The sequence below is a fragment of the Flavivirga rizhaonensis genome (assembly GCF_004791695.1).
Classification (GTDB): Bacteria; Bacteroidota; Bacteroidia; order Flavobacteriales; family Flavobacteriaceae; genus Flavivirga; species Flavivirga rizhaonensis.
This window is the reverse complement of sequence record NZ_SRSO01000011.1, coordinates 1-21,929: the sequence shown is the minus strand read 5'-3', so window position 1 is coordinate 21,929 and position 21,929 is coordinate 1. Positions and strand designations below refer to the sequence as shown.

Genomic DNA, 21,929 nt, shown 5'->3' with positions numbered 1-21,929 from the left:
TAGGTATTTGTTTAGAATATACGTTACTAAACCATAAAATAGATTTATAGAGTCATAAATTCTATTTTAAATCCCACTTATAAAACTCCCATAAGGGTCTTTAAATTGAATGCCTTCAGTAAATCTTTGTTTACTTAACTGCTTAAATTCTACTAATGCCCAAAGCACAAACTCTTTCACAAAATAACAGTCTTGTTTAGATACATTAGGTTGATATTCTCCTAACAAATCATCTAAAGGTATAATAGAATCTAATAAATTCCTATATTCTTTATCACGTAAATCATCTAACAACTCAAAACCATTTTTCTGATTAAAAAACCAAGATACAATATCATCATAAGGGCTTTCATCTTCTTGTTTTTTCAACTTTTCAATCTTCGGAAAAAATTCGCTGAATAAACTTTTAACCGCTTCTCCTATTAAATTATAAGCAACAACAGCTGCTCCCTCCTGCTCACCTTCGTAAACCAATTCCACTTTTCCTGTAATAGATGGAATAATACCAACAAAATCGGATAAGCGCAGCATCGTGATTTTATCACCCGATATCAGGGCTCTACGTTCGGCAGTACTTAGCAAGTTCTCTAAGGCTGTAATACTCAATCGCGCACTAACGCCACTTTTAGCATCAATAAAGTCATTTTCGCGAGCTTCAAATACAATTTGCTCTAATAAATCTCTGGCCAAATCTGGGACTAAAACGGTTTGTTTTTGCCCTTCCACTAATTTAGCTTCTTGTTCTGTTATTAATCTAGCCGTTTCAATATTTACGGGGTAATGTGTTAATATTTGAGAACCTATTCTATCTTTTAAAGGCGTTACAATGCTTCCTCTGTTAGTATAATCTTCAGGGTTAGCTGTGAATACAAATTGCATGTCCAGTGGTAGACGTAGCTTAAAGCCTCTGATTTGAATATCTCCTTCTTGCAAAATATTGAATAGGGCTACCTGAATTCTTGCCTGTAAATCGGGTAATTCGTTAATTACGAAAATACAACGATTTGCTCTAGGTATCATCCCATAATGAATCACTCTATCGTCTGCATAACTTAATTTTAAATTAGCAGCTTTAATAGGGTCTACATCACCAATAATATCTGCTACTGTAACATCTGGGGTTGCCAATTTTTCTGCAAAACGTTCACTTCTATGCAACCAGGAAATCGGTGTATCATCTCCTTTTTCTTTTATCAATTCTATTGCAAATCTTGAAATTGGTTGCAACGGATCGTCGTTAATTTCAGAGCCTGTAACATAAGGTATATACTCGTCCAATAAATTCAACATTAAACGAGCCAAACGTGTTTTTGCCTGTCCTCTTAAGCCTAAAAGATTAATATTATGACGTGATAAAATGGCACGTTCTAACTCAGGAATTACCGTGTTTTCATAACCATGAACTCCTTCAAAAGTTGTTTCTTTATTTTTTATTTTCTGAATTAGATTATCTCTCAATTCATCTTTAATAGATTTAGATTGATACCCCGCTTTTTTTAAATCGCCTAGTGTTTTTATGTTTTCTATTTTCATACATTCTTTTTTAGAAATGAGATCTTAGATTATAGAAAATAGACTTAAATTACTATATCCACTTTCTATGTTCTATATTCTAACTTCCTTTATATTATTTTATCTAATTTCTATTCCAATCCTTATTATTTAATACTAAAACTTATATGTGTGTTTTTAGTATCATGTTTTTTAACCTTCCTAATTTTCTTTGAAAAATCCACCTCCCTTTTTGAAAGGGAGGAAGAAGTTCAATTTGTATTTTTAACTGCCTCTATCTAATATGCTTTTCCTATCAACTCTATAGTTCAATTATAATACTCTCCTCTTTAATTAAAGAGGAGATGAATTTCGATTTTTTAAATCGGAAGAAGGAGGAGTTTTATTTAAAATTAGCTTTTATCTCCATAAAAACAGATGCTAAATTTTCAAACACCATTTTATTTTCAAACCTAATTACATTATACCCTAGTTCTTCCAAAGTTTTTGTTCGTTTTCTATCTTTTTCTTGAGCGATTTCATTATTATGAACTTCACCGTCTAGTTCTATTATTAATTTTTCTTTAGCACAATAAAAATCAACTATATAATTTTTTATGCTGTGCTGTCTATTAAACCTTCTCCCCTCAAATTGTCTTGCTTTTAAATGTTTCCATAAAAAAGCTTCGGCTGGAGTTAAAGACTGCCTTAATTCTGATCTTTTTTCTTTTAAATGTTTTAATGAATGTATCTTTTGTTTCATTATTATATCTTTTAAACCCTCCGAATTCCGATAATAATCGGAATCCACCTCCCTTAAAAAATAAGTGAGGAACAAGTTCAATTTGTATTTTTAACTACCCCTTAATACGTTTTTTTCTATTCGTTTCGTAATCTTCAAAAATCATTTCACCCAATCCTTTCAATCCTGTATAAAATGCTTTCCCTTGGTTCGCATAAGTAAACTCTCTTACAAATTGCATTAAATAATTGTCTTGGGCAATCATAAATGTTGTAATAGGAATATGCAAACGTCTAGCTTGTTGTGCCATGGCATAACATTTATTTACAATATGTTTATCTAAACCATTACTGTTCTTGTAATACTCACCATCTGGCAAACGCAAGCAACTTGGCTTTCCATCGGTGATCATAAAAATTTGCTTATTAGTATTTCTTTTTCTTCGGAGTAAATCCATTGCGAGTTCTAAACCTGCAACGGTATTGGTATGATATGGTCCTACATTTAAATAAGGTAAATCTTTAATTTCTATCTGCCACGCATCATTTCCAAAAACTAAAATATCCAAAGTGTCTTTTGGATAACGTGTCGTAATCAATTCAGCCAATGCCATAGCGACTCTTTTAGCAGGCGTAATTCGATCTTCTCCATAAAGAATCATACTGTGGCTAATATCAATCATTAGCACAGTACTCATTTGTGATTTATGAAGTGTTTCTTCAACTACTAAATCTTCTTCAGATAAATTAAAATCTCCGATACCATGATTAATCTGAGCATTTTTTAGACTTTCGGTCATAGATACTTTATCTAAAGCATCACCAAATTGATAATTTCTAAAATCTCCTGTATGCTCATCTCCAGCTCCTATCCCCTTACTTTTGTGATTTCCTTGTCCACTACGCTTAATCTTCCCAAAGATATGATCTAATGCTTGCTGACGAATAGCACGTTCTGTTTTTGCTGTAATTGCCATACCACCGTTATTACCATCGGGATCTATTTCTTCTCTTATATAGCCTTTCTTTTTTAAGTCTTCTATAAAATCATCGATAGAATAGTCGTTAGTAGTAAGTTTATACTCCTTATCTAATTCTCTTAACCAGTCAATAGCTTCATCAAAATCGCCCGAAGTGTATGTAATAAGCTCTTTGAAGATTTCAAAAATTTTATCAAAAGGAGATCGATAAGGCGTTTCATATCGTTTAAATACAAATCCTTTTCTTGATTTTTTATCATTTGTCATAGCTTTATAAAAATACTACAATTAAGTTATATGTTAAAAGCATTAACATTTATTTAATTAATGCTATGATAAGTTTTCACTATTTTAGAGCGAATAAAATTTAAACAATGAAGAAACTTCCTCTGTTGTTACTTTTTCTAGTAATAACGCCTCTATTTAGCCAAGAATTATCAATGGATTTATTAAAAAGCATGCAACCTCGTAATATTGGTCCTGGCGGTATGTCTGGTCGTGTTACAGCCATTGATGTTGTAAATTCTAATCCAGATATTATATATGTAGGAACCGCTTCGGGTGGCTTATGGAAATCTACGTCGGGAGGCATTAAATGGCAACCTATTTTCGATAAAGAAGTTACTGCTTCAATTGGAGCCATTGCCATTCAACAATCTAATCCAAGTGTTATTTGGGCTGGAACTGGTGAAGGTAATCCGAGAAATAGTTTAAATGGTGGCTATGGTATATACAAATCATTGGATGGCGGAAAAAACTGGAAATCAATGGGTTTAGAGGAGACACGCCATATACATCGTATCGTTATAGATCCAACGAGCCCTAATACTGTCTATGTTGCTGCAATTGGTTCGCCATGGGGCGTGCATCCAGAACGCGGGGTTTATAAAACAACAGATGGTGGCAAAACCTGGAATAAAATATTGTTTGTTAACAATAAAACTGGAGCTGCAGATTTAGTTATGGATCCTACAAATCCTAATAAACTCATTGCTGCGATGTGGGAACATAAACGTGACCCTTGGTTTTTCAACTCTGGTGGTGAAGGTTCTGGTTTACATATAACGCACGATGGTGGTGAAACCTGGAAAAAACTAACTGATGAAGATGGTTTACCAAAAGGAAACTTAGGGCGTATAGGTGTTGCCATTGCTGCAAATAAACCTAATATTATTTATGCGCTGGTTGAAGCTAAAAAAAATGCGTTATATAAAAGTGAAGACGGCGGATTTAAATGGAAAAAAGTAAATGATAAAAGCGGTATTGGTAATCGTCCTTTTTATTATTCTGAAATCTACGTAGACCCTCAAAATGAAAATCGTGTTTTCAGTATATACACTTACGTAAACGTTAGTCAGGACGGCGGAAAAAATTTCTCGCAGCTTATGCCTGCTTATGGTGCAGACAATGGTATTCATCCAGATCATCATGCTTGGTGGATACACCCTACCAATGGTAATTTTATGATAGATGGTAATGATGGCGGATTAAATATCACTAAAGATGGTGGTAAGACCTGGCGATTCATTGGAAACTTACCTGTAGCACAATTTTATCATATTAACGTAGATAATGACATACCATATAACGTGTATGGAGGTATGCAAGACAATGGATCCTGGAAAGGTCCTGCTTATGTATGGCGCTCGCAAGGTATTAGAAATTCTTACTGGCAGGAAATAAGTTTTGGCGATGGTTTTGATGTAGTTCCCGACAAAGAGGATTCCCGTTTTGGCTGGTCTATGAGTCAACAAGGTTATGTAAGCAGATATGATTCTGAAACCGGAAATAATTATACTGTAAAACCGACACATCCTGATGCCGAAATAAAACTTAGGTTTAATTTGATTCCAGTACCTTGTATTTTGGAAGTCAATTTGTTCATAAATCTACCGACAAAGGCTTAACATGGACCGTTATCTCTGAAGATTTAACAACAAATGATCCCGAAAAACAAAAACAAAGCGAAAGTGGTGGTCTAACTTTAGATGCCACTGGAGCAGAAAATCACTGTACTATTTTAGTTATTGAACCTTCTCCTTTAGAAAAAGATATGCTTTGGATTGGTACAGATGATGGTCGTGTGCATATTACTCAAAATGGCGGACAAACGTATACAGATGTTACAAAAAACATTAAGGACTTACCTTCTGGAAGTTGGATTCCTCAAATAAAAGCATCCAATAAAAATAAAGGTGAAGCGCTTTTAATAGCAAATGATTACAGGCGCTTTAACTACACCCCTTACGCTTACAGAACTAAAAACTACGGAAAAACGTGGCAACGCATTGTAGATGATAAAGATGTAAAAAGCTATACATTATCAATTGTAGAAGATATTGAAAACCCAAACCTTTTATTTTTAGGAACAGATGATGGTTTATACATATCACTTGATGCTGGTAATATATGGACAAAATGGACGGAAGGCTTTCCTACTGTTCCTATAAAAGATTTAATTATCCACCCTCGCGAACATGATTTAATTATTGGAACTTTTGGTCGTGCGGCATGGGTTTTAGACGATATACGTCCATTGCGGGCCATTGCTGAAAACCAGAAAATCCTTGATCAAAAACTAGAATTATTTCAACCTTCTACAGCATACTTGGCAGCCTATCAACAACCAACAGGAACTCGCTTTGGTGGAGATGCCATATATCATGGCAAAAACAGAAAATCTGGTGCATTAATTTCCTATTACGTAACCATTGATAAAAAAGAGTCGTCTGATGAAAAGAAGAACGAGGTTGAAGATGGCGAAAAAGAGGATGAGACAATTGATGAGAACCTGAATCAAGTTCAGGTCAAGTGGGATTCTCTAACTATGAAAATTTATGATGGAGAGCGTTTAATAAGAACATTAAAACGAAAAGCACCTAAAGAAACAGGGCTGCATAAATGGACCTGGTACATGGATGAAAAAGGGCCACAAAGGGCCTCTCGAAAAATTAATAAAAATAAAAATGAACCAGGAGGCACCAGAGTAAAACCTGGGACTTATAAAATAGTATTAACTTTTGGAGACCAAACCTCAGAAGAAATGATTACAGTAAAGAGTGATCCGCGTTTAAATAAATCTGATAACGCAATCAATGAGGTCTATCATGCTTCAAAAGATATTGAAAGCATGATACAAACTATGGCTGATGCTGTAAAACAACTAGTAGAAAGTAAACAAATTGCTAAAAAATATCAATCTGAATTGAAAAAATTAGATGAAAAATTATATAAAGATCAAATAAAAGCTTCAAAAGATATTACTAAAAAAATTGACGATATTATTGATCTGTTTTTAGGAAAAGAAGATAAAAGACAAGGTATAACGCGTAATCCGGAAGTTAATATTAATCAGCGTATTAATTCAGCAAATAGTTATGTTCGATCCAGACAAAATGGATTAACTACAACAGAAACCACACTTATAAAACATGCAAAAGACGCTTTAAAAATTGGGCTTAATAAAACAAATGCTTTTTTTATTGAAGACTGGAAAACCTACAAAAATTCGATTGAAAACATAAAACTCTCTCCTTTCAAAGATGTGAAATCATTTAAAATCAATTAAATTATGAATAAACTGGTAACCTTAGTCCTTTTGGTTTTGTTTATCTCTTGTAAAAAAGAAAAACAAACAAAAGAAGTCGCTCTTAATTTAAAAGAGTACACGATTGAACAGTTCATGGATAATGAAGCTGTAAGTGGAGGAAGTTTTTCTCCAGACAAATCAAAATTATTAGTTTCCAGTAATCGATCTGGAATTTATAACATGTACACAGTTCCATCTAGTGGTGGTGACTTTACGCCTATAACGGCATCAGATTCTTCATCTGTTTTTGGCATTTCTTATTTTCCAAATGATGAGCGCATGTTGTATAGAGCCGATGGTAATGGCGATGAAATTTATCATATATATTTACGAGACATTGACGGCACTATTACAGAACTAACACCAGATGAAGGCGCTAGAGCTTCTTTTTATGGGTGGTCTCACGATGGAAAAAGCTTTACTTACGGTTCTAATAAAAGAGACAAGCGTTATATGGATGTTTATGAAATGAACGTTGAGAACATGTCTTCTGAACTCATTTATCAAAATGATGAAGGCTATAGCTTTAATGTTATTTCTAGTGATAAAAATCTCTTGGCTCTAAGCAAAACCATTAACACAAACGATAGTGATATTTTTATCTATAATAGAACAGATAAATCGCTTACTAAAGTTAACGAAAATCAAAGTAGTAATTCTGCTGAAGATTTCTCTTTAGACAGCAAAACACTTTATTATACGACAGATGATGGCGCCGAGTTTTCATATGTTATGAAATATAATATTGCTACAGGTGAGAGGGAAAAAGTTTTAGAAAAATCTTGGGATGTAAGCGGTATTTATTTTACTCATAATGAAAAATACATGGTAAGCTTTATAAACGAAGATGCTAAAAACGTCATAGAAATAATGGATATGGCTTCAGGCAAAAACCTAGAGCTTCCCGATTTTCAAAACGGTAGTATAACCAGTGTGGGAATATCTAGAGACGAAACCATGATGCGTATGTATGTTGGAGGTTCCAATAGTCCATCAAATTTATTCACATACAACCTTGCCTCTAAAGAACTACATCAACTTACAGATGTCCTCAATAAAGACATTGACGCCAACCATTTAGTAACAGCTAAAGTAATCAGATATAAGTCTTTTGATGGTGTAGAAATTCCTGCGATTTATTATTTACCACATCAGGCATCGGCTGAAGAGAAAGTTCCTGCCCTAGTTTTAGTGCATGGTGGACCTGGAGGGCAAAGCAGACAAAATTTTAATTCTTTAACACAATACCTTGTTAATCATGGTTATGCCGTTCTAGCGGTAAATAATCGTGGAAGTAGTGGGTACGGTAAAACGTTTTTCCAAATGGATGATCTCAATCATGGAGAAAAAGATTTACAAGATTGTGTAGAAGGTAAAAATTGGTTAGCCTCACAGCCACAAATTGATACTAGTAAAATTGGTATTATGGGTGGGTCTTATGGCGGATATATGACGATGGCTGCATTGACTTATACGCCAGAGGAATTTGCTGTAGGAGTTAATATATTTGGGGTTACAAACTGGCTACGCACACTTAAAAGCATTCCGCCATGGTGGGAATCTTTTAAAGAGGCTCTTTACAAAGAATTGGGAAATCCGCATACAGCAGACTCAGTAAGATTGCGTAAAATATCTCCCCTATTCCATACCGATAAAGTAACCAAACCTTTGATTGTTTTACAAGGTGCTAAAGACCCTAGAGTTTTACAAGTAGAATCTGATGAAATTGTAGCTGGTGTTCGTAAAAATGGTATTCCTGTAGAATACGTTTTATTCGAAGATGAAGGTCATGGCTTTGTGAAAAAAGAAAATCAAATTGAAGCTTACAGTAGCATTCTCAAATTTTTAGACACTTATCTTAAAAAAGAAAATGCTCCTATAGATGGTGAAATTCCTGCAAAAGAAATAGAAGTAGAAAACGCAAGCTAAATAACGTGAGCTCGATATATTAAAACTTAACAATCAGTTGTTTAATTGTTTTAATAAAGAAACTATGTCATTCCGAACGTTACGGAGGGTAAAATATATTTTACTTGAACGTATATAGCGTAGCAGCTATTGAGGAGGAACCCCATCCTTATGAGATTTCTCGTCACTCATGCTTCGCTCTGTCGAAATGACAAACACTTGAAAATCATTGATTTAATATTATTTTTTATAAAAAAAATTAAATCGAACTGACGTTAAATAAAAACGCTCTGAAAAGTCTAATTTTGTCCGTTCGAGCGCAGTCGAGAACTAAAATACTTCGTTAAATAAGGAGGTTTCGATTGCGCTCCCAGGCATTAAATTTTTATTTACCTTTTGAGACAGCTTCTTTTGTATAACTTTATAAATAATTATTCAATACGTTTTAAACCTTCTATACTTTCAATCTTTATCTGCTTACCAATAGTAGAAATAAGACCTTCTTTTTTAAATTGAGATAAAACCCGTATCGCCGATTCAGTGGCAGTACCAACTATATTGGCAAAATCTTCACGAGATAACAAAACACTAAGTGTACCATCCGGATTAACACCAAAACTATTGTGGATATATATTAAAGCTTCTGCTAATCGTTGCCTCACTGATTTTTGAGCCATATTAACTATAATATCATCGGCTTCCTTTAAATCATGTGCCATATCTTTCAATATATCAAATGAAAATTTTGGGTTCTTTTGAAGATCTGCAATGATTTCACTTTTAGGAATAAAACAAACCTCCATATCATTTAAAGCTGTTGCCTGTAAATTTGAATTCTCGTCACTTACAAGAGAACGCTGCCCCAATAATTGGCCTTTAACAACCATTTTCACTATTTGATCTTTACCGTTTTCACTTAATTTAGAAAGTTTACAAATGCCATCTTTAATACAATAAACGCCATTTATAGCATCCCCTTCTTCAAAAATGACAGTCCCCTTTTTTATAGTGTGAGAGGTTTTACAATTAGAAATACGCACTAACTCATCTTTAGTCAAAGACTTAAGAGAATTAAACTGTTTAATGATACATTGTTCGCACTTGCCCATAATAATTAATAACTAAGTATGTAAAAGTAAAGAAAACATGACAATTATCATATTAAAATAATCATTAAGTCACAACCTTTGCATTAGGTATAAATGAGCAAATAAAAATGGGCAACGACACATGTTTTCATTGTGGGTTAGATGCTACATCCTCTACAATTGTATTCGACGATAAGTCATTTTGTTGTAATGGTTGTAAAACTGTTTATGAAATTTTTTCTGTAAACGATTTAACCTGTTACTACGATTTACAACAAGCTCCTGGAGCAACTCCCAAAGATGTTGAAGGCAAATACAATTTTTTAGATAATGTAAAAATTGTAGAACAATTACTGGAGTTTAATAACGACAACACCCAAATAGTTACGCTATATATTCCACATATTCATTGTAGCTCCTGTATTTGGATTTTAGAAAACTTAAACAAACTAAATTTATCTATAAGTACCTCCATTGTCAATTTTGGTAAAAAAAATGTACGAGTCACTTTTAATAGCAAATCACTTACATTAAAAAACCTCGTAATATTATTAAGTAGCATTGGTTACGAACCCTTTATAAGTTTAGACGATTATAGTGTTGGTAAAAAACATGTGGATAGATCCTTAATATATAAATTAGGAATTGCTGGCTTTGCTTTTGGAAATGTCATGTTTTTATCGTTTCCTGAATATTTTCAAGTAGACGGTTTTTGGATAGAAAAATACAAGCAGCTATTTAGATGGCTCATGTTTTTCTTTTCGCTTCCTGTTGTTTTTTATTCAGCTCAAGATTATTTTATTTCTGCATTTAAGGGGCTTCGATCTAAAATTTTAAATATTGATGTTCCTATTGCCTTAGGCGTTTTAGTATTGTTTGTGAGAAGTTCTGCTGAAATCATTTTCGATACAGGTTCTGGCTTTTTTGATAGTTTAACAGGGCTCATCTTTTTTTTATTGCTAGGTAAGTTTTTCCAACAAAAAACATATGCTTTTTTATCTTTTGAACGCGATTACAAATCGTACTTTCCTATCGGAATTACAAAAATAACCTCTGAAGGTACTGAAGAATCTATACAAGTCTATGATATCGAAAAAGGTGACCGATTACTCATTAGAAACGAGGAACTCATTCCTGTAGACTGTATTTTAATAAAAGGAACCGCACGTATAGATTATAGCTTTGTAACAGGTGAATCTAAAACAGTATCAAAACAATCAGGCGATAAATTATTTGCAGGAGGCAAACAGTTAGACGGTAGTATTGAAGTTGATGTATTAAAATCCGTTGAGCAAAGTTATCTAACACAGCTTTGGAGTAACGATGTATTTAAAAAAGATAAAGAACTATCGTTTACAAATATTACCAATAGTATTAGTAAACGCTTCACAATTGTCATTTTATTAATCGCATTAATAGCCACTTCATTTTGGTTATTGACAGACTCCAGTAAAGCGTTAAATGTGTTTACTTCGGTATTAATCATTGCATGTCCGTGTGCCATTGCCCTATCGGCTCCTTTCACTTTTGGAAACATATTACGAATTCTAGGAAAGAAAAAATTCTATTTAAAAAATGCCAGTGTCATTGAGCAATTGGCAAAAATAAACACTATCATTTTTGATAAAACTGGTACTATAACTGCTAATAAAGAAACGGCTATAAATTATGAAGGTTCTAAACTTTCTTTAGATGAAGAAACCCTATTAAAGAGCACATTACGAGGATCTAACCATCCATTAAGCAGATCCTTATATAACATCTTAAACAAGCATGATATTCTCACTTTAGACACCTATGAAGAATTTTCAGGAAAAGGGATCGAGGCAAAACACAAAAATCATAATATAAAATTAGGGTCTGCCTCTTTTGTTGGTCATAGAAGTGATACTTCAACATTGAACACCACAGTTCACGTAAGCACAAATAATAAATACAAGGGTAAGTTTACATTCTACAATGCCTACAGAAAAGGAATTTCTCAATTATTTAATACCCTTAAAAAAGAATATGATCTGGTGATTCTTTCTGGTGATAATGCCGGCGAAAGAGATAATCTAACAAAGCTACTTCCTACTAAAACGAAGTTACTTTTCAATCAGAAACCAGAAGACAAATTAGAATACATCAAATACCATCAAAATGAAGGCGCTAATGTACTCATGGTCGGTGATGGATTAAACGATGCTGGCGCATTAGCACAAAGTAATGTTGGTATAGCTATTTCAGAAAATGTGAATGTCTTTTCTCCAGCCTGTGATGCTATTTTAGATGCCTCAAAATTCAACCAATTATTTAATTATATAAAAATATCCAAATCTGCTATAAACATTATTAAATGGAGTTTTTTACTCTCATTCATATACAATAGTATTGGACTTTATTTTGCCGTAACCGGTCAGTTAGCACCTGTTGTAGCCGCTATACTAATGCCACTTAGTTCCATTAGCATTGTCGTGTTTACAACTGTTGCAACGAATATGGTGGGTAGGAAATTGAAATAAAAATTAGCAGAGAATACACAAATAGTTATGTTTTCAGAATAATGAATTAAAAAAATTGTTACGCAGAGGCTCACTGAGTTTTCGCGGAGATGTACTGAAAAATAAAAAGAGATGTGTTGAGAAATATAAATGGGACTTGTTTCTCCCTTTAAAAAGGGATGTGAGTTTTTCAAAAGAAAAACTCAGAGGGTTCCAAAACACATAATAAAGAACATGAAACATGACAAATGTCATTTTTTAACAATAAGTATGACAGTAATTTTGAACCATAACTTCAAGTAGGTATGAGTGTTATTTATATTTTATTAGCTATAAGCATTATTGTAGCTGTTGGTTTCTTTATAGCCTTTATTGTAGCTGTAAAAAAAGGACAGTATGATGATAGTTATACACCTTCTGTAAGAATGTTATTTGAAGACGAACTCGTTAAAGACAATTCCAATAAAACAATACTAACCAAAAAGGATTAAACTATAGTTATGAAATCGCTACCACAAAAACTGGTAAAAAAACTATCTCAACTTGGCGATTGCATAAGATATATGAAAATCAATTAAACAATAACTTATGAAAATGCAGCAATTTCATTACGATAATAAGATCGTTAAAAATTTCATATACGCCACGATGCTTTGGGGCGTTGTGGGCATGTTGGTAGGCTTACTACTGGCATTTATGTTTTTATTTCCTAATCTTACCGATGGTATTTCATGGCTTAGTTTTGGTAGATTAAGACCTTTGCATACCAATGCCGTAATTTTTGCTTTTGTTGGTAATGCTATTTTTGCAGGAGTTTATTATTCTACACAACGTCTGTTAAAAGCTAGAATGTTTAATGACACCTTAAGTAAAATCAACTTTTGGGGTTGGCAACTTATTATAGTAGGTGCAGCAATCACATTGCCTTTAGGTTACACAACATCTAAAGAATATGCCGAATTGGAATGGCCGTTTGATATTGCCATTGCACTTATTTGGGTTGTTTTTGGATGGAATTTAATTGGTACAATTCTAAAAAGAAGACAGCGCCATTTATATGTTGCTATCTGGTTCTATATAGCAACTTTTGTTACTGTAGCTGTACTTCACATTTTTAATAGTTTAGAATTACCGGTTAGTGCTTTAAAAAGTTACTCGGTGTATGCAGGTGTACAAGATGCCTTGGTACAATGGTGGTATGGACATAATGCTGTAGCATTCTTTTTAACCACACCATTTTTAGGACTCATGTATTATTTTATACCTAAAGCGGCTAACCGACCTGTATATTCATATAGATTATCTATTGTTCATTTTTGGTCATTAATCTTTATATACATCTGGGCAGGGCCTCATCACCTATTATATACAGCGTTACCAGAATGGGCACAAAACTTAGGTGTGGCATTTTCAGTCATGTTATTAATGCCATCTTGGGGTGGTATGATAAATGGGCTTTTAACGCTTAGAGGTGCTTGGGACAAAGTACGTACAGACCCTGTTTTAAAATTTATGGTAATAGCCATTACTGGTTATGGTATGGCAACCTTTGAAGGACCTACCCTATCACTTAAAAACGTTAATGCGATTGCCCACTTTACGGATTGGATTATTGCACACGTACACGTAGGTGCTCTAGCATGGAACGGTTTCCTAACCTTTGGTATGATATACTGGTTAGTGCCTAGGCTTTTTAAAACAAAACTATTCTCAATCGGATTAGCCAATCTACATTTTTGGATTGGTACACTTGGTATCATCATGTATGCTTTACCATTATATGTTGCTGGATTTACACAAGCAAGTATGTGGAAACAATTCAATCCAGACGGTACTTTAGTTTATGGTAACTTCTTAGAAACCGTAACAGAAATAATGCCTATGTATTGGATGCGTGCTATTGGAGGAGCACTATTCCTTACAGGTATGTTAATTATGGTTTACAATGTTATTGTAACTATTAGACAAGGTAGCAAAGTTGAAAATGAGTTAGCTGAAGCACCAGCTCTAGAACGTGTTACTAAAAGACGTACTGCTAATGAAGGATGGCACACTTGGTTAGAACGCAGACCTGTCCAATTAACACTTTTAGCGACTGTTGCTATTCTAATTGGTGGTATTATTCAAATTGTACCAACCATTATGGTAAAATCTAATATTCCAACCATAGCCAGTGTAAAACCATATACACCTTTAGAATTAGAAGGACGTGATATTTATATCCGTGAGGGTTGTGTGGGTTGTCATTCACAAATGATTCGACCTTTTAGAAGTGAAGTAGAACGCTATGGCGAATACTCAAAAGCAGGGGAATTTGTTTACGATCATCCTTTCCTTTGGGGAAGTAAACGTACTGGGCCAGACTTACATAGAATAGGTGGTAAATATTCAGATAATTGGCACTTTAACCATATGTACGATCCGCAAAGTACATCATCTGGCTCCATTATGCCTCGTTATCCTTGGTTGATAACTGGTAGCAGCAGTAAATTGGATAAATCGATGACAGAAGCTAAAATGGAAGCTATGGTATCATTAGGAGTTCCTTATACAGAAGAAGACATCACCAATGCTCAGAAAGATATGCTAGCACAGGGTGCACAAATAGAACAAAATCTTTATACAGATCCTGATTTTGCCAAAACTTATGAAGCCGATAAGAAATATGCTTCCGATAATGGCGAAGACTTTATCGAAATGAAAAATAGAGAAATTGTAGCTCTTATAGCCTATCTACAACGTTTAGGAACCGATATTAAAGTAGAAACAGCACAACAATAACCATCAAAAACTAACAAGCATGTTAAAATTTGTAAAAAACCATATGGAGAGTATTATAGGCATCGAGATTTATCCGATGATTTCTTTGCTCATCTTTTTCATCTTTTTCGTAGCCCTTTTTTGGTGGGTCGTTACCGCTAAAAAAGACTATATAAAAACCGTAAGTAATATTCCATTAGACAACCAAAACGATGATATATCATGAAACCGGCTATTCAAAATATGAATTTACAACTGAATAGAACCGGAGGTTACATTTGTCCATTAAAAAACAATAAAAAAACCATCAAATGAAAAAATTAATCCCATCTTGGATACGAGTTCCTGTAGTATTCTTTATTATTTTCGGAGCTGTTGAGTTCTTTATAGATTCAGGAGATAAACCTGCATTTATAGAATACCCTACCGTTTCATTATTCTTATTGCTAGTACTTCTTATCTTAATCGCTATTGAAGCCATAGTTGGTGCTTTAGAAAATGTGATGCTTCATAGATTAGACGAAGAAGCCAAAGCAAGGTTTTTAGAAGAAAAAGAAAAGCAATATCAATTTACTTGGTTAAAAAACACCTACACAAAACTTCTTGGGCAAAAACCTCTTGAAGAAGAAGGTGAAATTATTTTAGACCACAATTACGATGGTATCAAAGAGCTGGATAACAATCTTCCGCCTTGGTGGCTATATGGTTTTTATATCTCTATTGTTTTTGCAGCCGTTTATCTATTGAAATATCACGTTTTTAATGGAGATACTCAAATTGATGAATTAGAAACAGAATTAGCCGAAGCAAGAACTGCTATTGAAGCTTACAAAAAAACTGCTAAAGATTTAGTAGATATAAATACTGTTACAGTTCTTACTGAAGCTGCCGATTTAAAAGCTGGTAAAGACATTTTTGAAACCACCTGTGTTGCTTGTCATATGGCAGATGGTGGCGGTGGTATTGGTCCAAACTTAACAGATCCGAACTGGATTTTAGGTGGTGGTATTAAAAATGTTTTTAAAACCGTTTCTGAAGGTGGGCGTTCTGGTAAAGGTATGATTGCATGGAAACAACAATTAAAGCCTTTACAAATTGCACAAGTATCAAGTTATGTTTTAACATTACAAGGCACAACACCAGCAAACCCAAAAGCTCCAGAAGGCGACATTTGGGTGGATGAAAATGTAGAAGTATCAACGGAAACGATTCAGGAAATTATAACAGATTCAACACAAACTAAACTAAACTAAACTAAGTTGGAAGACCTGTCAGGTTTTAAAAACCTGACAGGTCTAAAAACCCACTACGCCGACAAACCCAAAAGCACCAGAAGATGATATATGAGTAGATGAAAATCCTGAAGCAACTACTGAATAGAATCTCAATAAAAAAAAGAAATATAACTCTTGTTTTAAAGTATAGAAATATGTCTGCTAGTATTTACAATGACAAGTTGGTTGAACCTAATGATAAAATGCTAATTTATGATTTGGCTAGCACAAAGATATATTTAGATAAAATAAGTGCTTTCATAGAGAATAATTACGGGAATTTTAGACCTGAATGGAAATTTTATAACAAGAAATCTGGTTGGATTCTAAAAATGTTTACCAAAAATCGCAATGTACTATTTGTTGTTCCATGTGATAAATATTTTCGAATAGCATTTACATTTGGAGATAAAGCCACTGATTTGATATTTAATAGTGACTTACCAGATTCGATAAAGAAAAATTTGTATGACGCAAAAAAATATATGGAAGGTAGAACCATTCAGCTAGAGGTACAAACTAAGAATGATCTCGAAAATATATTGAAAATGATTAAAATAAAACTAGTTAATTAAGACAAAAGCAGCAAAAGTGGAAACCCCAGATAACGAAATATTCAGAGATTCTATTGGCACTATTACCGAAGAAGGTAAACGTGCCTGGGTATTTCCAAAAAAACCCAGCGGAAAATTTTATAAATACCGTAAATGGGTAAGTTATGGGTTACTTGCTTTTTTATTACTTTCTCCTTTTATAAAAATAGATGGGAACCAGTTTTTAATGTTCAATGTATTAGAGCGTCGTTTTAATATTTTTGGATTCCCGTTTTGGCCACAAGACTTTCATTTGTTTGTCGTTTCAATGATTATTGGTGTTATTTTCATCACACTCTTTACCGTAGCTTTTGGTCGTATATTCTGTGGATGGATTTGTCCACAAACCATTTTCATGGAAATGGTTTTTCGTAGAATTGAATATTGGATTGAGGGCGATAGAGGAAAACAAATTCGTTTGTCAAAACAACCTTGGAGCGCAGAAAAAATTAGAAAAAAGGGATTAAAATTATTCATATTTCTTATCATCTCTTTCATTATTGCTAATGTGTTTTTAGCCTATTTAATTGGAAGTGATAAACTCATTCAATATATAACAGAAGGTCCTTTTAGTCATGTAAGTACGCTTATTTCATTAATCATTTTTACGGCAGTATTTTATTTTGTTTTTGCATGGTTCAGAGAACAAGTGTGTATTATAGCTTGCCCTTACGGAAGATTGCAAGGTGCGCTTTTAGATACAAAATCTATTGTTGTTGCTTACGATCACAAACGTGGCGAAGCTAAAAACGGTAGAAAGAAATTTAGAAAAAATGAAGACAGACAGGCTTTAGGACATGGTGATTGTATTGATTGTTTTCAATGTGTTAATGTATGTCCTACAGGAATTGATATTAGAAATGGAACGCAACTGGAATGTGTAAACTGTACTGCATGTATTGACGAATGTGATCATATTATGGAGAATATTAATCTGCCAAAAGGGTTAATTAGATATGCCAGTGAAGAAAATATAGAAAAGAAGGCTCCTTTTAAATTAACAGTCAGAATGAAAGGCTACATAGCTGTTCTTTCCATAATGATTGGATTGCTAATTGGTATGCTTTTTTTAAGAAATGATGTTGAAGCCAATGTTTTAAGACTACCAGGACAATTATACGAACATAAAGAGAATAATATTATAAGTAATGTTTTCACTTATAAGTTAGTTAATAAGACGACTAAAGATATTGAAAGTGTCTACTTCAAACTAATGTCTCACAAAGGTGAATTAAAACTAGTCGCAACACATGATAGCTTTGTTGTACCAAGTCAGGGCATGACAGAAGGCACATTGTTTATAGAAATTAATAACGCTGCTTTAACAGGCGACAGAAACAAAATAAAGATAGGCGTATACACTAATGATAAACTAATTGAGACGACAACAGCCAATTTTTTAGGACCAAGGAGTTATAAGTAAGTTAATATTAAAATGAAACAGTTAATCAATCTAAATTCGGATAATATTTCAGAAGAACACATTTGTTGTGCCATATCCGATAAGAAATGTATTGACAGCTATCAGGCTAAAAAAGATTGGTTAACTAAAGAATTTAATAACGGATATGTTTTTCGTAGAATTGATGAAAGAGCAAAAGTATTTATAGAATATGGACCAGCAGAAAATGCATGGATTCCTATTAAAGCTGAAAACTATATAAACATTAATTGCTTTTGGGTGTCCGGAAAATATAAGCGTAATGGCTATGGGAAAGTATTATTGGAAACTGCTATTGAAGATGCAAAGAGTCAAGGTATAGATGGTTTAGTAACCGTTGTTGGAACTAAAAAATTTCACTTTATGAGTGACACAAAATGGTTTCTTAATCAAGATTTTAAAGAAGTGGAAAGAATTTCAAGTGGTTTTAGCCTTTTGGCAAAAAAATTAAACCAAAAAGCAACATCTCCTGCTTTTAATGAATCTGTTAAAAGTGGAGAATGTTCTGAAAAAAATGGGGTTGTTGTTTATTATTCAAATCGATGTCCTTTTGCTGAGTTTCATTCAAAAAATTCTTTAGTAGAAACGACAAAAAACAGAAATTTACCACTTAAACTAATTAAGTTAGAATCTTTAGAAGAGGCACAAAATGCACCAAGTCCAGCGACAATTTTTAGTCTGTTTTATAATGGTAAATTTATAACTACAGACATTAGTGTTTGTATGGATTCAAGATATGATAAAGTAATGGAAAAAGCTTTAACACTAAAAAAAATGAAATTCTGAAACAGATTCAGAATGATAAAAATAAGAAATCATGAAAATAAACTGGGGAACAGGAATAGTTATAGCATTCATAGGCTTTATAAGTTTTATTATGTATTTCATTATTACAATGAATGTGGACGATGCTTACGATTATGATTTAGTGACAGAAGATTATTATGCAGAAGAATTAGAATATCAAAAAGACATTGATAAATTAAAAAATGCCAAACATTTAAACGAAAATATTACATATAAAAAATCAGTTGAGGGACTTATAATTAGTTTCCCAAATAATATTGATTTTAAAAAAATTACTGGAAATGTGTTCCTATATAGACCATCTAACAAACACTTAGATTTTGAAACTACTATTTCATTATCTAAACCCACTTTGCTCATACCTGACAATCGTTTGGTAGATGGTCGTTGGAACATTAAAATAGATTGGCAATATAACGGAAAATCTTATTTATTTAAAGAATCTATCAATTATTAAACATGTTAATTTCTGCATTTGTATTAGGGCTTTTAGGGAGTTTCCACTGTCTGGGGATGTGTGGTCCCATTGCCTTTATGCTTCCTTTAGACCGAACAAATGCTTATAAAAAAGTATCTCAGATTACTGTTTATCATGTTGGCAGACTACTAGCCTATAGTATGATTGGGTTGGTCTTTGGACTTATTGGAAAGAGTTTGTATATTTTTGGATTCCAACAACAACTCTCCATTATAACTGGTCTTTTAATGATATTAATTGTCTTGATTCCACAAAAAATATTTAACAAGTACAATGTTTCAAAACCTATATATAAACTAATATCTAAAGTAAAATCTGCTTTGGGGAGTGCTTTAAAAAAGAAAACTGCAGATACCTTTTTAACCATTGGTTTCTTAAATGGTTTTTTACCTTGCGGACTAGTTTATATGGCATTATTTGGAGCTATTGCTGGAGGAGATACATTTAAAGGTAGCCTATATATGGCTGTTTTTGGTTTAGGCACAATCCCCCTAATGACCACTGCTATTTATTTTAGTAACTTTTTAAAAGGAACCGCTAGACAAAAAATACAAAAAGCAATTCCTGTTTTTGTCATTTTTATAGGACTACTTTTTATTATTCGAGGCTTAGGCCTTGGTATACCTTATATATCACCAGCCCCCGTTATAGATAATGTTTCTAGTGCCATTGAATGTCATTAAACCTTAAGGGATAATGCTGTTTACTCCGTCGGGATTTCTTAAGATGCTTTTTAAACAAAAAAGAACAGGCTTTTAAAGAATTTACTATTTTAAAAGGATAAAGAATGGTTATTTTAGGAAGTCATTGGTTGTTCCTCATAAAAATATAATTTTAAACTTAAGTTTAAATTTCCTACATTCGTAAGTAAAAATATACAAAAATTAAATCGTACGTTCTTTATACATTTTTGATACAATTAAAATTTACTTATGAAAAGAACTTTACTTCATTAGACTTTGACTTTTGGTTTTCAATGAGAACCCACAATCTCATAAGAAAATGATAGTATAAAGTAATCGTTTCTAATACCATTTCTTGTTTGGAATTACTGTAAAATAAAATAATGATTTTTTGCTTTATATAAAATATAAAAATAAAGCATAGCCTAAGTTACGGTTTCTTTTTCTATTGAAGTAGAAGGCGAAAAAGGGTGTTTTATTACGGTTATTTCAAATGAGAATTGGCATAATCCCTATTATAATACGCTCTCGAAATTTTTAGCTTGGTATGCACTTGCAGATTTATGGTGATACCCAATACAACTTGCTCATAATTGAAACTAAAAACTACACAATAGCAATCAAAAAATTAAATGATAAAATCGTGGAGACCAGAAACCACTAAATAAACGAGGCGTCACTGAAAAGCCATACGAGTAGGAAATTAAAAATTAAAAACATGAGTAAAACCTTTTCTTCGAGTCCGAATTTTGCAAATGGTTATCCAACACCAGGCCCGCAAACACCTACACCTCAAAAAGTGATGGACCATATCTATTTCCTTTCTGAAACAGAATGGAAAAATACAAGAGAGCAGGATACGTTTGATTATATTGTTATTGGTAGCGGTTTTTGCTCATTAGCTTTTGCTGAAAGAATATTGAGTAAGGAGCCTTTTTCTAAAATACTAATTCTGGAAAGAGGTCCTTTTTTCTTACCTGAACATTTTCAAAATCTACCGCTGCCTTATCAACATACCTTAGGAGGGCTTTCAGAAACTTTTCCATGGACACTATCTTCAAAAACCGCTAATCAACCTCCAGGAAATATCCAATTCCAACATGGTATGGTTCCTTTTTTTGGAGGACGTAGTATTATGTGGAGCGCATGGTGTCCAAGACCAACTGAAAAAGAAATGGCTTATTGGCCGCAAGAGACAATTGATGCAGCCCGTTCGCATTTTGAATCAGCAGAAAAATTATTAAATGTCATACCAGCAGATCAAATTGATGATGATCTAGAGCCAGAAGTATTAAACCATATAGCAGAGCAACGACCTGTTTATGGTATCATGCAAAAAGCTATGCAAAATATGTTAGCTTCAAACTTAGACAAGATACCTTCAGCAACTCGAAGTATGGCTGCTCCATTAGCTGCAGGTTCTGGTATTCAAGAAGGGTTAGATTTTGCTAAATTTTCCACCCCATCTGTGTTGTTGGATTTGGCAACTAAACCACTATGGACTTAAAGTCCATAGGTTTGGGCTGGTGACTTAAAGTCACCTGAATAGCTATTTCTCAATTATGAAATTTGCTCCATTACCATCATCAGGTCTTCGATGGTGTTCCAAATAT

Annotated in this window: 16 protein-coding genes and 1 pseudogene; 13 read left to right on the top strand and 4 right to left on the bottom strand. The window is 33.3% G+C overall.

The features are described 5' to 3' along the window. Window positions 1–66: 66 nt before the first annotated feature. The 3 genes from EM932_RS09495 to EM932_RS09485 form a co-directional block, all read right to left on the bottom strand. Window positions 67–1,533: a magnesium chelatase gene (locus EM932_RS09495; RefSeq protein ID WP_135876953.1), complete on the bottom strand. Its 1,467-nt coding sequence runs from the start codon at window positions 1,531–1,533 to the stop codon at window positions 67–69. A 361-nt stretch (window positions 1,534–1,894) separates the two neighbouring features. Then, window positions 1,895–2,254 carry an endonuclease domain-containing protein gene (locus tag EM932_RS09490; RefSeq protein ID WP_135876952.1) on the bottom strand — a complete coding sequence of 120 codons (360 nt, stop codon included), beginning with the start codon at window positions 2,252–2,254 and terminating at the stop codon, window positions 1,895–1,897. Window positions 2,255–2,348: 94 nt separating this feature from the next. After that, the gene (locus tag EM932_RS09485; protein WP_135876951.1) at window positions 2,349–3,479 is read right to left on the bottom strand and encodes a vWA domain-containing protein; all 1,131 of its coding nucleotides are present in this window, start codon (window positions 3,477–3,479) and stop codon (window positions 2,349–2,351) included. A gap of 107 nt (window positions 3,480–3,586) precedes the next feature. Between EM932_RS09485 and EM932_RS09480 the strand changes: the two are divergent. Together EM932_RS09480 and EM932_RS09475 are read left to right on the top strand one after the other, a co-directional pair. After that, window positions 3,587–6,780, top strand: a pseudogene (locus EM932_RS09480) (VPS10 domain-containing protein). Window positions 6,781–6,783: 3 nt separating this feature from the next. Next, the gene (locus EM932_RS09475; RefSeq protein ID WP_135876950.1) at window positions 6,784–8,730 is read left to right on the top strand and encodes a S9 family peptidase; all 1,947 of its coding nucleotides are present in this window, start codon (window positions 6,784–6,786) and stop codon (window positions 8,728–8,730) included. Between the two features lie 410 nt (window positions 8,731–9,140). Here EM932_RS09475 and EM932_RS09470 read toward each other — a convergent pair whose 3' ends face one another. After that, window positions 9,141–9,818 (bottom strand): Crp/Fnr family transcriptional regulator, encoded by a 678-nt coding sequence (locus tag EM932_RS09470; protein ID WP_135876949.1) that lies wholly within the window; start codon window positions 9,816–9,818, stop codon window positions 9,141–9,143. 107 nt (window positions 9,819–9,925) lie between these two features. On the opposite strand from EM932_RS09470, the gene EM932_RS09465 reads away from it, so the two are divergent. The 11 genes from EM932_RS09465 (at window position 9,926) to EM932_RS09415 (ending at window position 21,823) form a co-directional block, all read left to right on the top strand. After that, complete coding sequence (locus EM932_RS09465) at window positions 9,926–12,301, top strand: heavy metal translocating P-type ATPase (RefSeq protein ID WP_135876948.1); 2,376 nt, start codon at window positions 9,926–9,928, stop codon at window positions 12,299–12,301. A gap of 284 nt (window positions 12,302–12,585) precedes the next feature. Further along, window positions 12,586–12,771: a cbb3-type cytochrome oxidase assembly protein CcoS gene (gene ccoS, locus EM932_RS09460; RefSeq protein ID WP_135876947.1), complete on the top strand. Its 186-nt coding sequence runs from the start codon at window positions 12,586–12,588 to the stop codon at window positions 12,769–12,771. Window positions 12,772–12,868: 97 nt separating this feature from the next. Next, window positions 12,869–15,061: a cytochrome-c oxidase, cbb3-type subunit I gene (gene ccoN / locus EM932_RS09455; protein WP_135876946.1), complete on the top strand. Its 2,193-nt coding sequence runs from the start codon at window positions 12,869–12,871 to the stop codon at window positions 15,059–15,061. Window positions 15,062–15,080: 19 nt separating this feature from the next. Then, window positions 15,081–15,266 (top strand): CcoQ/FixQ family Cbb3-type cytochrome c oxidase assembly chaperone, encoded by a 186-nt coding sequence (locus EM932_RS09450; RefSeq protein ID WP_135876945.1) that lies wholly within the window; start codon window positions 15,081–15,083, stop codon window positions 15,264–15,266. A gap of 85 nt (window positions 15,267–15,351) precedes the next feature. After that, window positions 15,352–16,293: a cbb3-type cytochrome c oxidase N-terminal domain-containing protein gene (locus EM932_RS09445; RefSeq protein ID WP_135876944.1), complete on the top strand. Its 942-nt coding sequence runs from the start codon at window positions 15,352–15,354 to the stop codon at window positions 16,291–16,293. 176 nt (window positions 16,294–16,469) lie between these two features. Beyond that, window positions 16,470–16,889 carry a DUF3788 family protein gene (locus tag EM932_RS09440; protein WP_170179765.1) on the top strand — a complete coding sequence of 140 codons (420 nt, stop codon included), beginning with the start codon at window positions 16,470–16,472 and terminating at the stop codon, window positions 16,887–16,889. Window positions 16,890–16,905: 16 nt separating this feature from the next. Then, the gene (gene ccoG / locus EM932_RS09435; RefSeq protein WP_135876942.1) at window positions 16,906–18,330 is read left to right on the top strand and encodes a cytochrome c oxidase accessory protein CcoG; all 1,425 of its coding nucleotides are present in this window, start codon (window positions 16,906–16,908) and stop codon (window positions 18,328–18,330) included. Between the two features lie 12 nt (window positions 18,331–18,342). Continuing rightward, the gene (locus EM932_RS09430; RefSeq protein ID WP_135876941.1) at window positions 18,343–19,134 is read left to right on the top strand and encodes an N-acetyltransferase; all 792 of its coding nucleotides are present in this window, start codon (window positions 18,343–18,345) and stop codon (window positions 19,132–19,134) included. Between the two features lie 31 nt (window positions 19,135–19,165). After that, a complete protein-coding gene (locus EM932_RS09425; protein WP_135876940.1) occupies window positions 19,166–19,612 on the top strand; it encodes a FixH family protein in 447 nt (148 codons plus the stop codon). Window positions 19,613–19,614: 2 nt separating this feature from the next. Beyond that, a complete protein-coding gene (locus EM932_RS09420; RefSeq protein ID WP_135876939.1) occupies window positions 19,615–20,316 on the top strand; it encodes a sulfite exporter TauE/SafE family protein in 702 nt (233 codons plus the stop codon). 718 nt (window positions 20,317–21,034) lie between these two features. After that, window positions 21,035–21,823 carry a GMC family oxidoreductase N-terminal domain-containing protein gene (locus EM932_RS09415; RefSeq protein WP_135876938.1) on the top strand — a complete coding sequence of 263 codons (789 nt, stop codon included), beginning with the start codon at window positions 21,035–21,037 and terminating at the stop codon, window positions 21,821–21,823. Window positions 21,824–21,929: the final 106 nt, after the last annotated feature.

Excerpts from the sequence above, each read along its gene's own strand:
- EM932_RS09495 (WP_135876953.1), bottom strand. The coding sequence starts at position 1,533 with ATGAAAATAGAAAACATAAAAACACTAGGCGATTTAAAAAAAGCGGGG.
- EM932_RS09490 (WP_135876952.1), bottom strand. The coding sequence starts at position 2,254 with ATGAAACAAAAGATACATTCATTAAAACATTTAAAAGAAAAAAGATCA.
- EM932_RS09485 (WP_135876951.1), bottom strand. The coding sequence starts at position 3,479 with ATGACAAATGATAAAAAATCAAGAAAAGGATTTGTATTTAAACGATAT.
- EM932_RS09475 (WP_135876950.1), top strand. The coding sequence starts at position 6,784 with ATGAATAAACTGGTAACCTTAGTCCTTTTGGTTTTGTTTATCTCTTGT.
- EM932_RS09470 (WP_135876949.1), bottom strand. The coding sequence starts at position 9,818 with ATGGGCAAGTGCGAACAATGTATCATTAAACAGTTTAATTCTCTTAAG.
- EM932_RS09465 (WP_135876948.1), top strand. The coding sequence starts at position 9,926 with ATGGGCAACGACACATGTTTTCATTGTGGGTTAGATGCTACATCCTCT.
- ccoS (WP_135876947.1), top strand. The coding sequence starts at position 12,586 with ATGAGTGTTATTTATATTTTATTAGCTATAAGCATTATTGTAGCTGTT.
- ccoN (WP_135876946.1), top strand. The coding sequence starts at position 12,869 with ATGAAAATGCAGCAATTTCATTACGATAATAAGATCGTTAAAAATTTC.
- EM932_RS09450 (WP_135876945.1), top strand. The coding sequence starts at position 15,081 with ATGTTAAAATTTGTAAAAAACCATATGGAGAGTATTATAGGCATCGAG.
- EM932_RS09445 (WP_135876944.1), top strand. The coding sequence starts at position 15,352 with ATGAAAAAATTAATCCCATCTTGGATACGAGTTCCTGTAGTATTCTTT.
- EM932_RS09440 (WP_170179765.1), top strand. The coding sequence starts at position 16,470 with ATGTCTGCTAGTATTTACAATGACAAGTTGGTTGAACCTAATGATAAA.
- EM932_RS09430 (WP_135876941.1), top strand. The coding sequence starts at position 18,343 with ATGAAACAGTTAATCAATCTAAATTCGGATAATATTTCAGAAGAACAC.
- EM932_RS09425 (WP_135876940.1), top strand. The coding sequence starts at position 19,166 with ATGAAAATAAACTGGGGAACAGGAATAGTTATAGCATTCATAGGCTTT.
- EM932_RS09420 (WP_135876939.1), top strand. The coding sequence starts at position 19,615 with ATGTTAATTTCTGCATTTGTATTAGGGCTTTTAGGGAGTTTCCACTGT.
- EM932_RS09415 (WP_135876938.1), top strand. The coding sequence starts at position 21,035 with ATGAGTAAAACCTTTTCTTCGAGTCCGAATTTTGCAAATGGTTATCCA.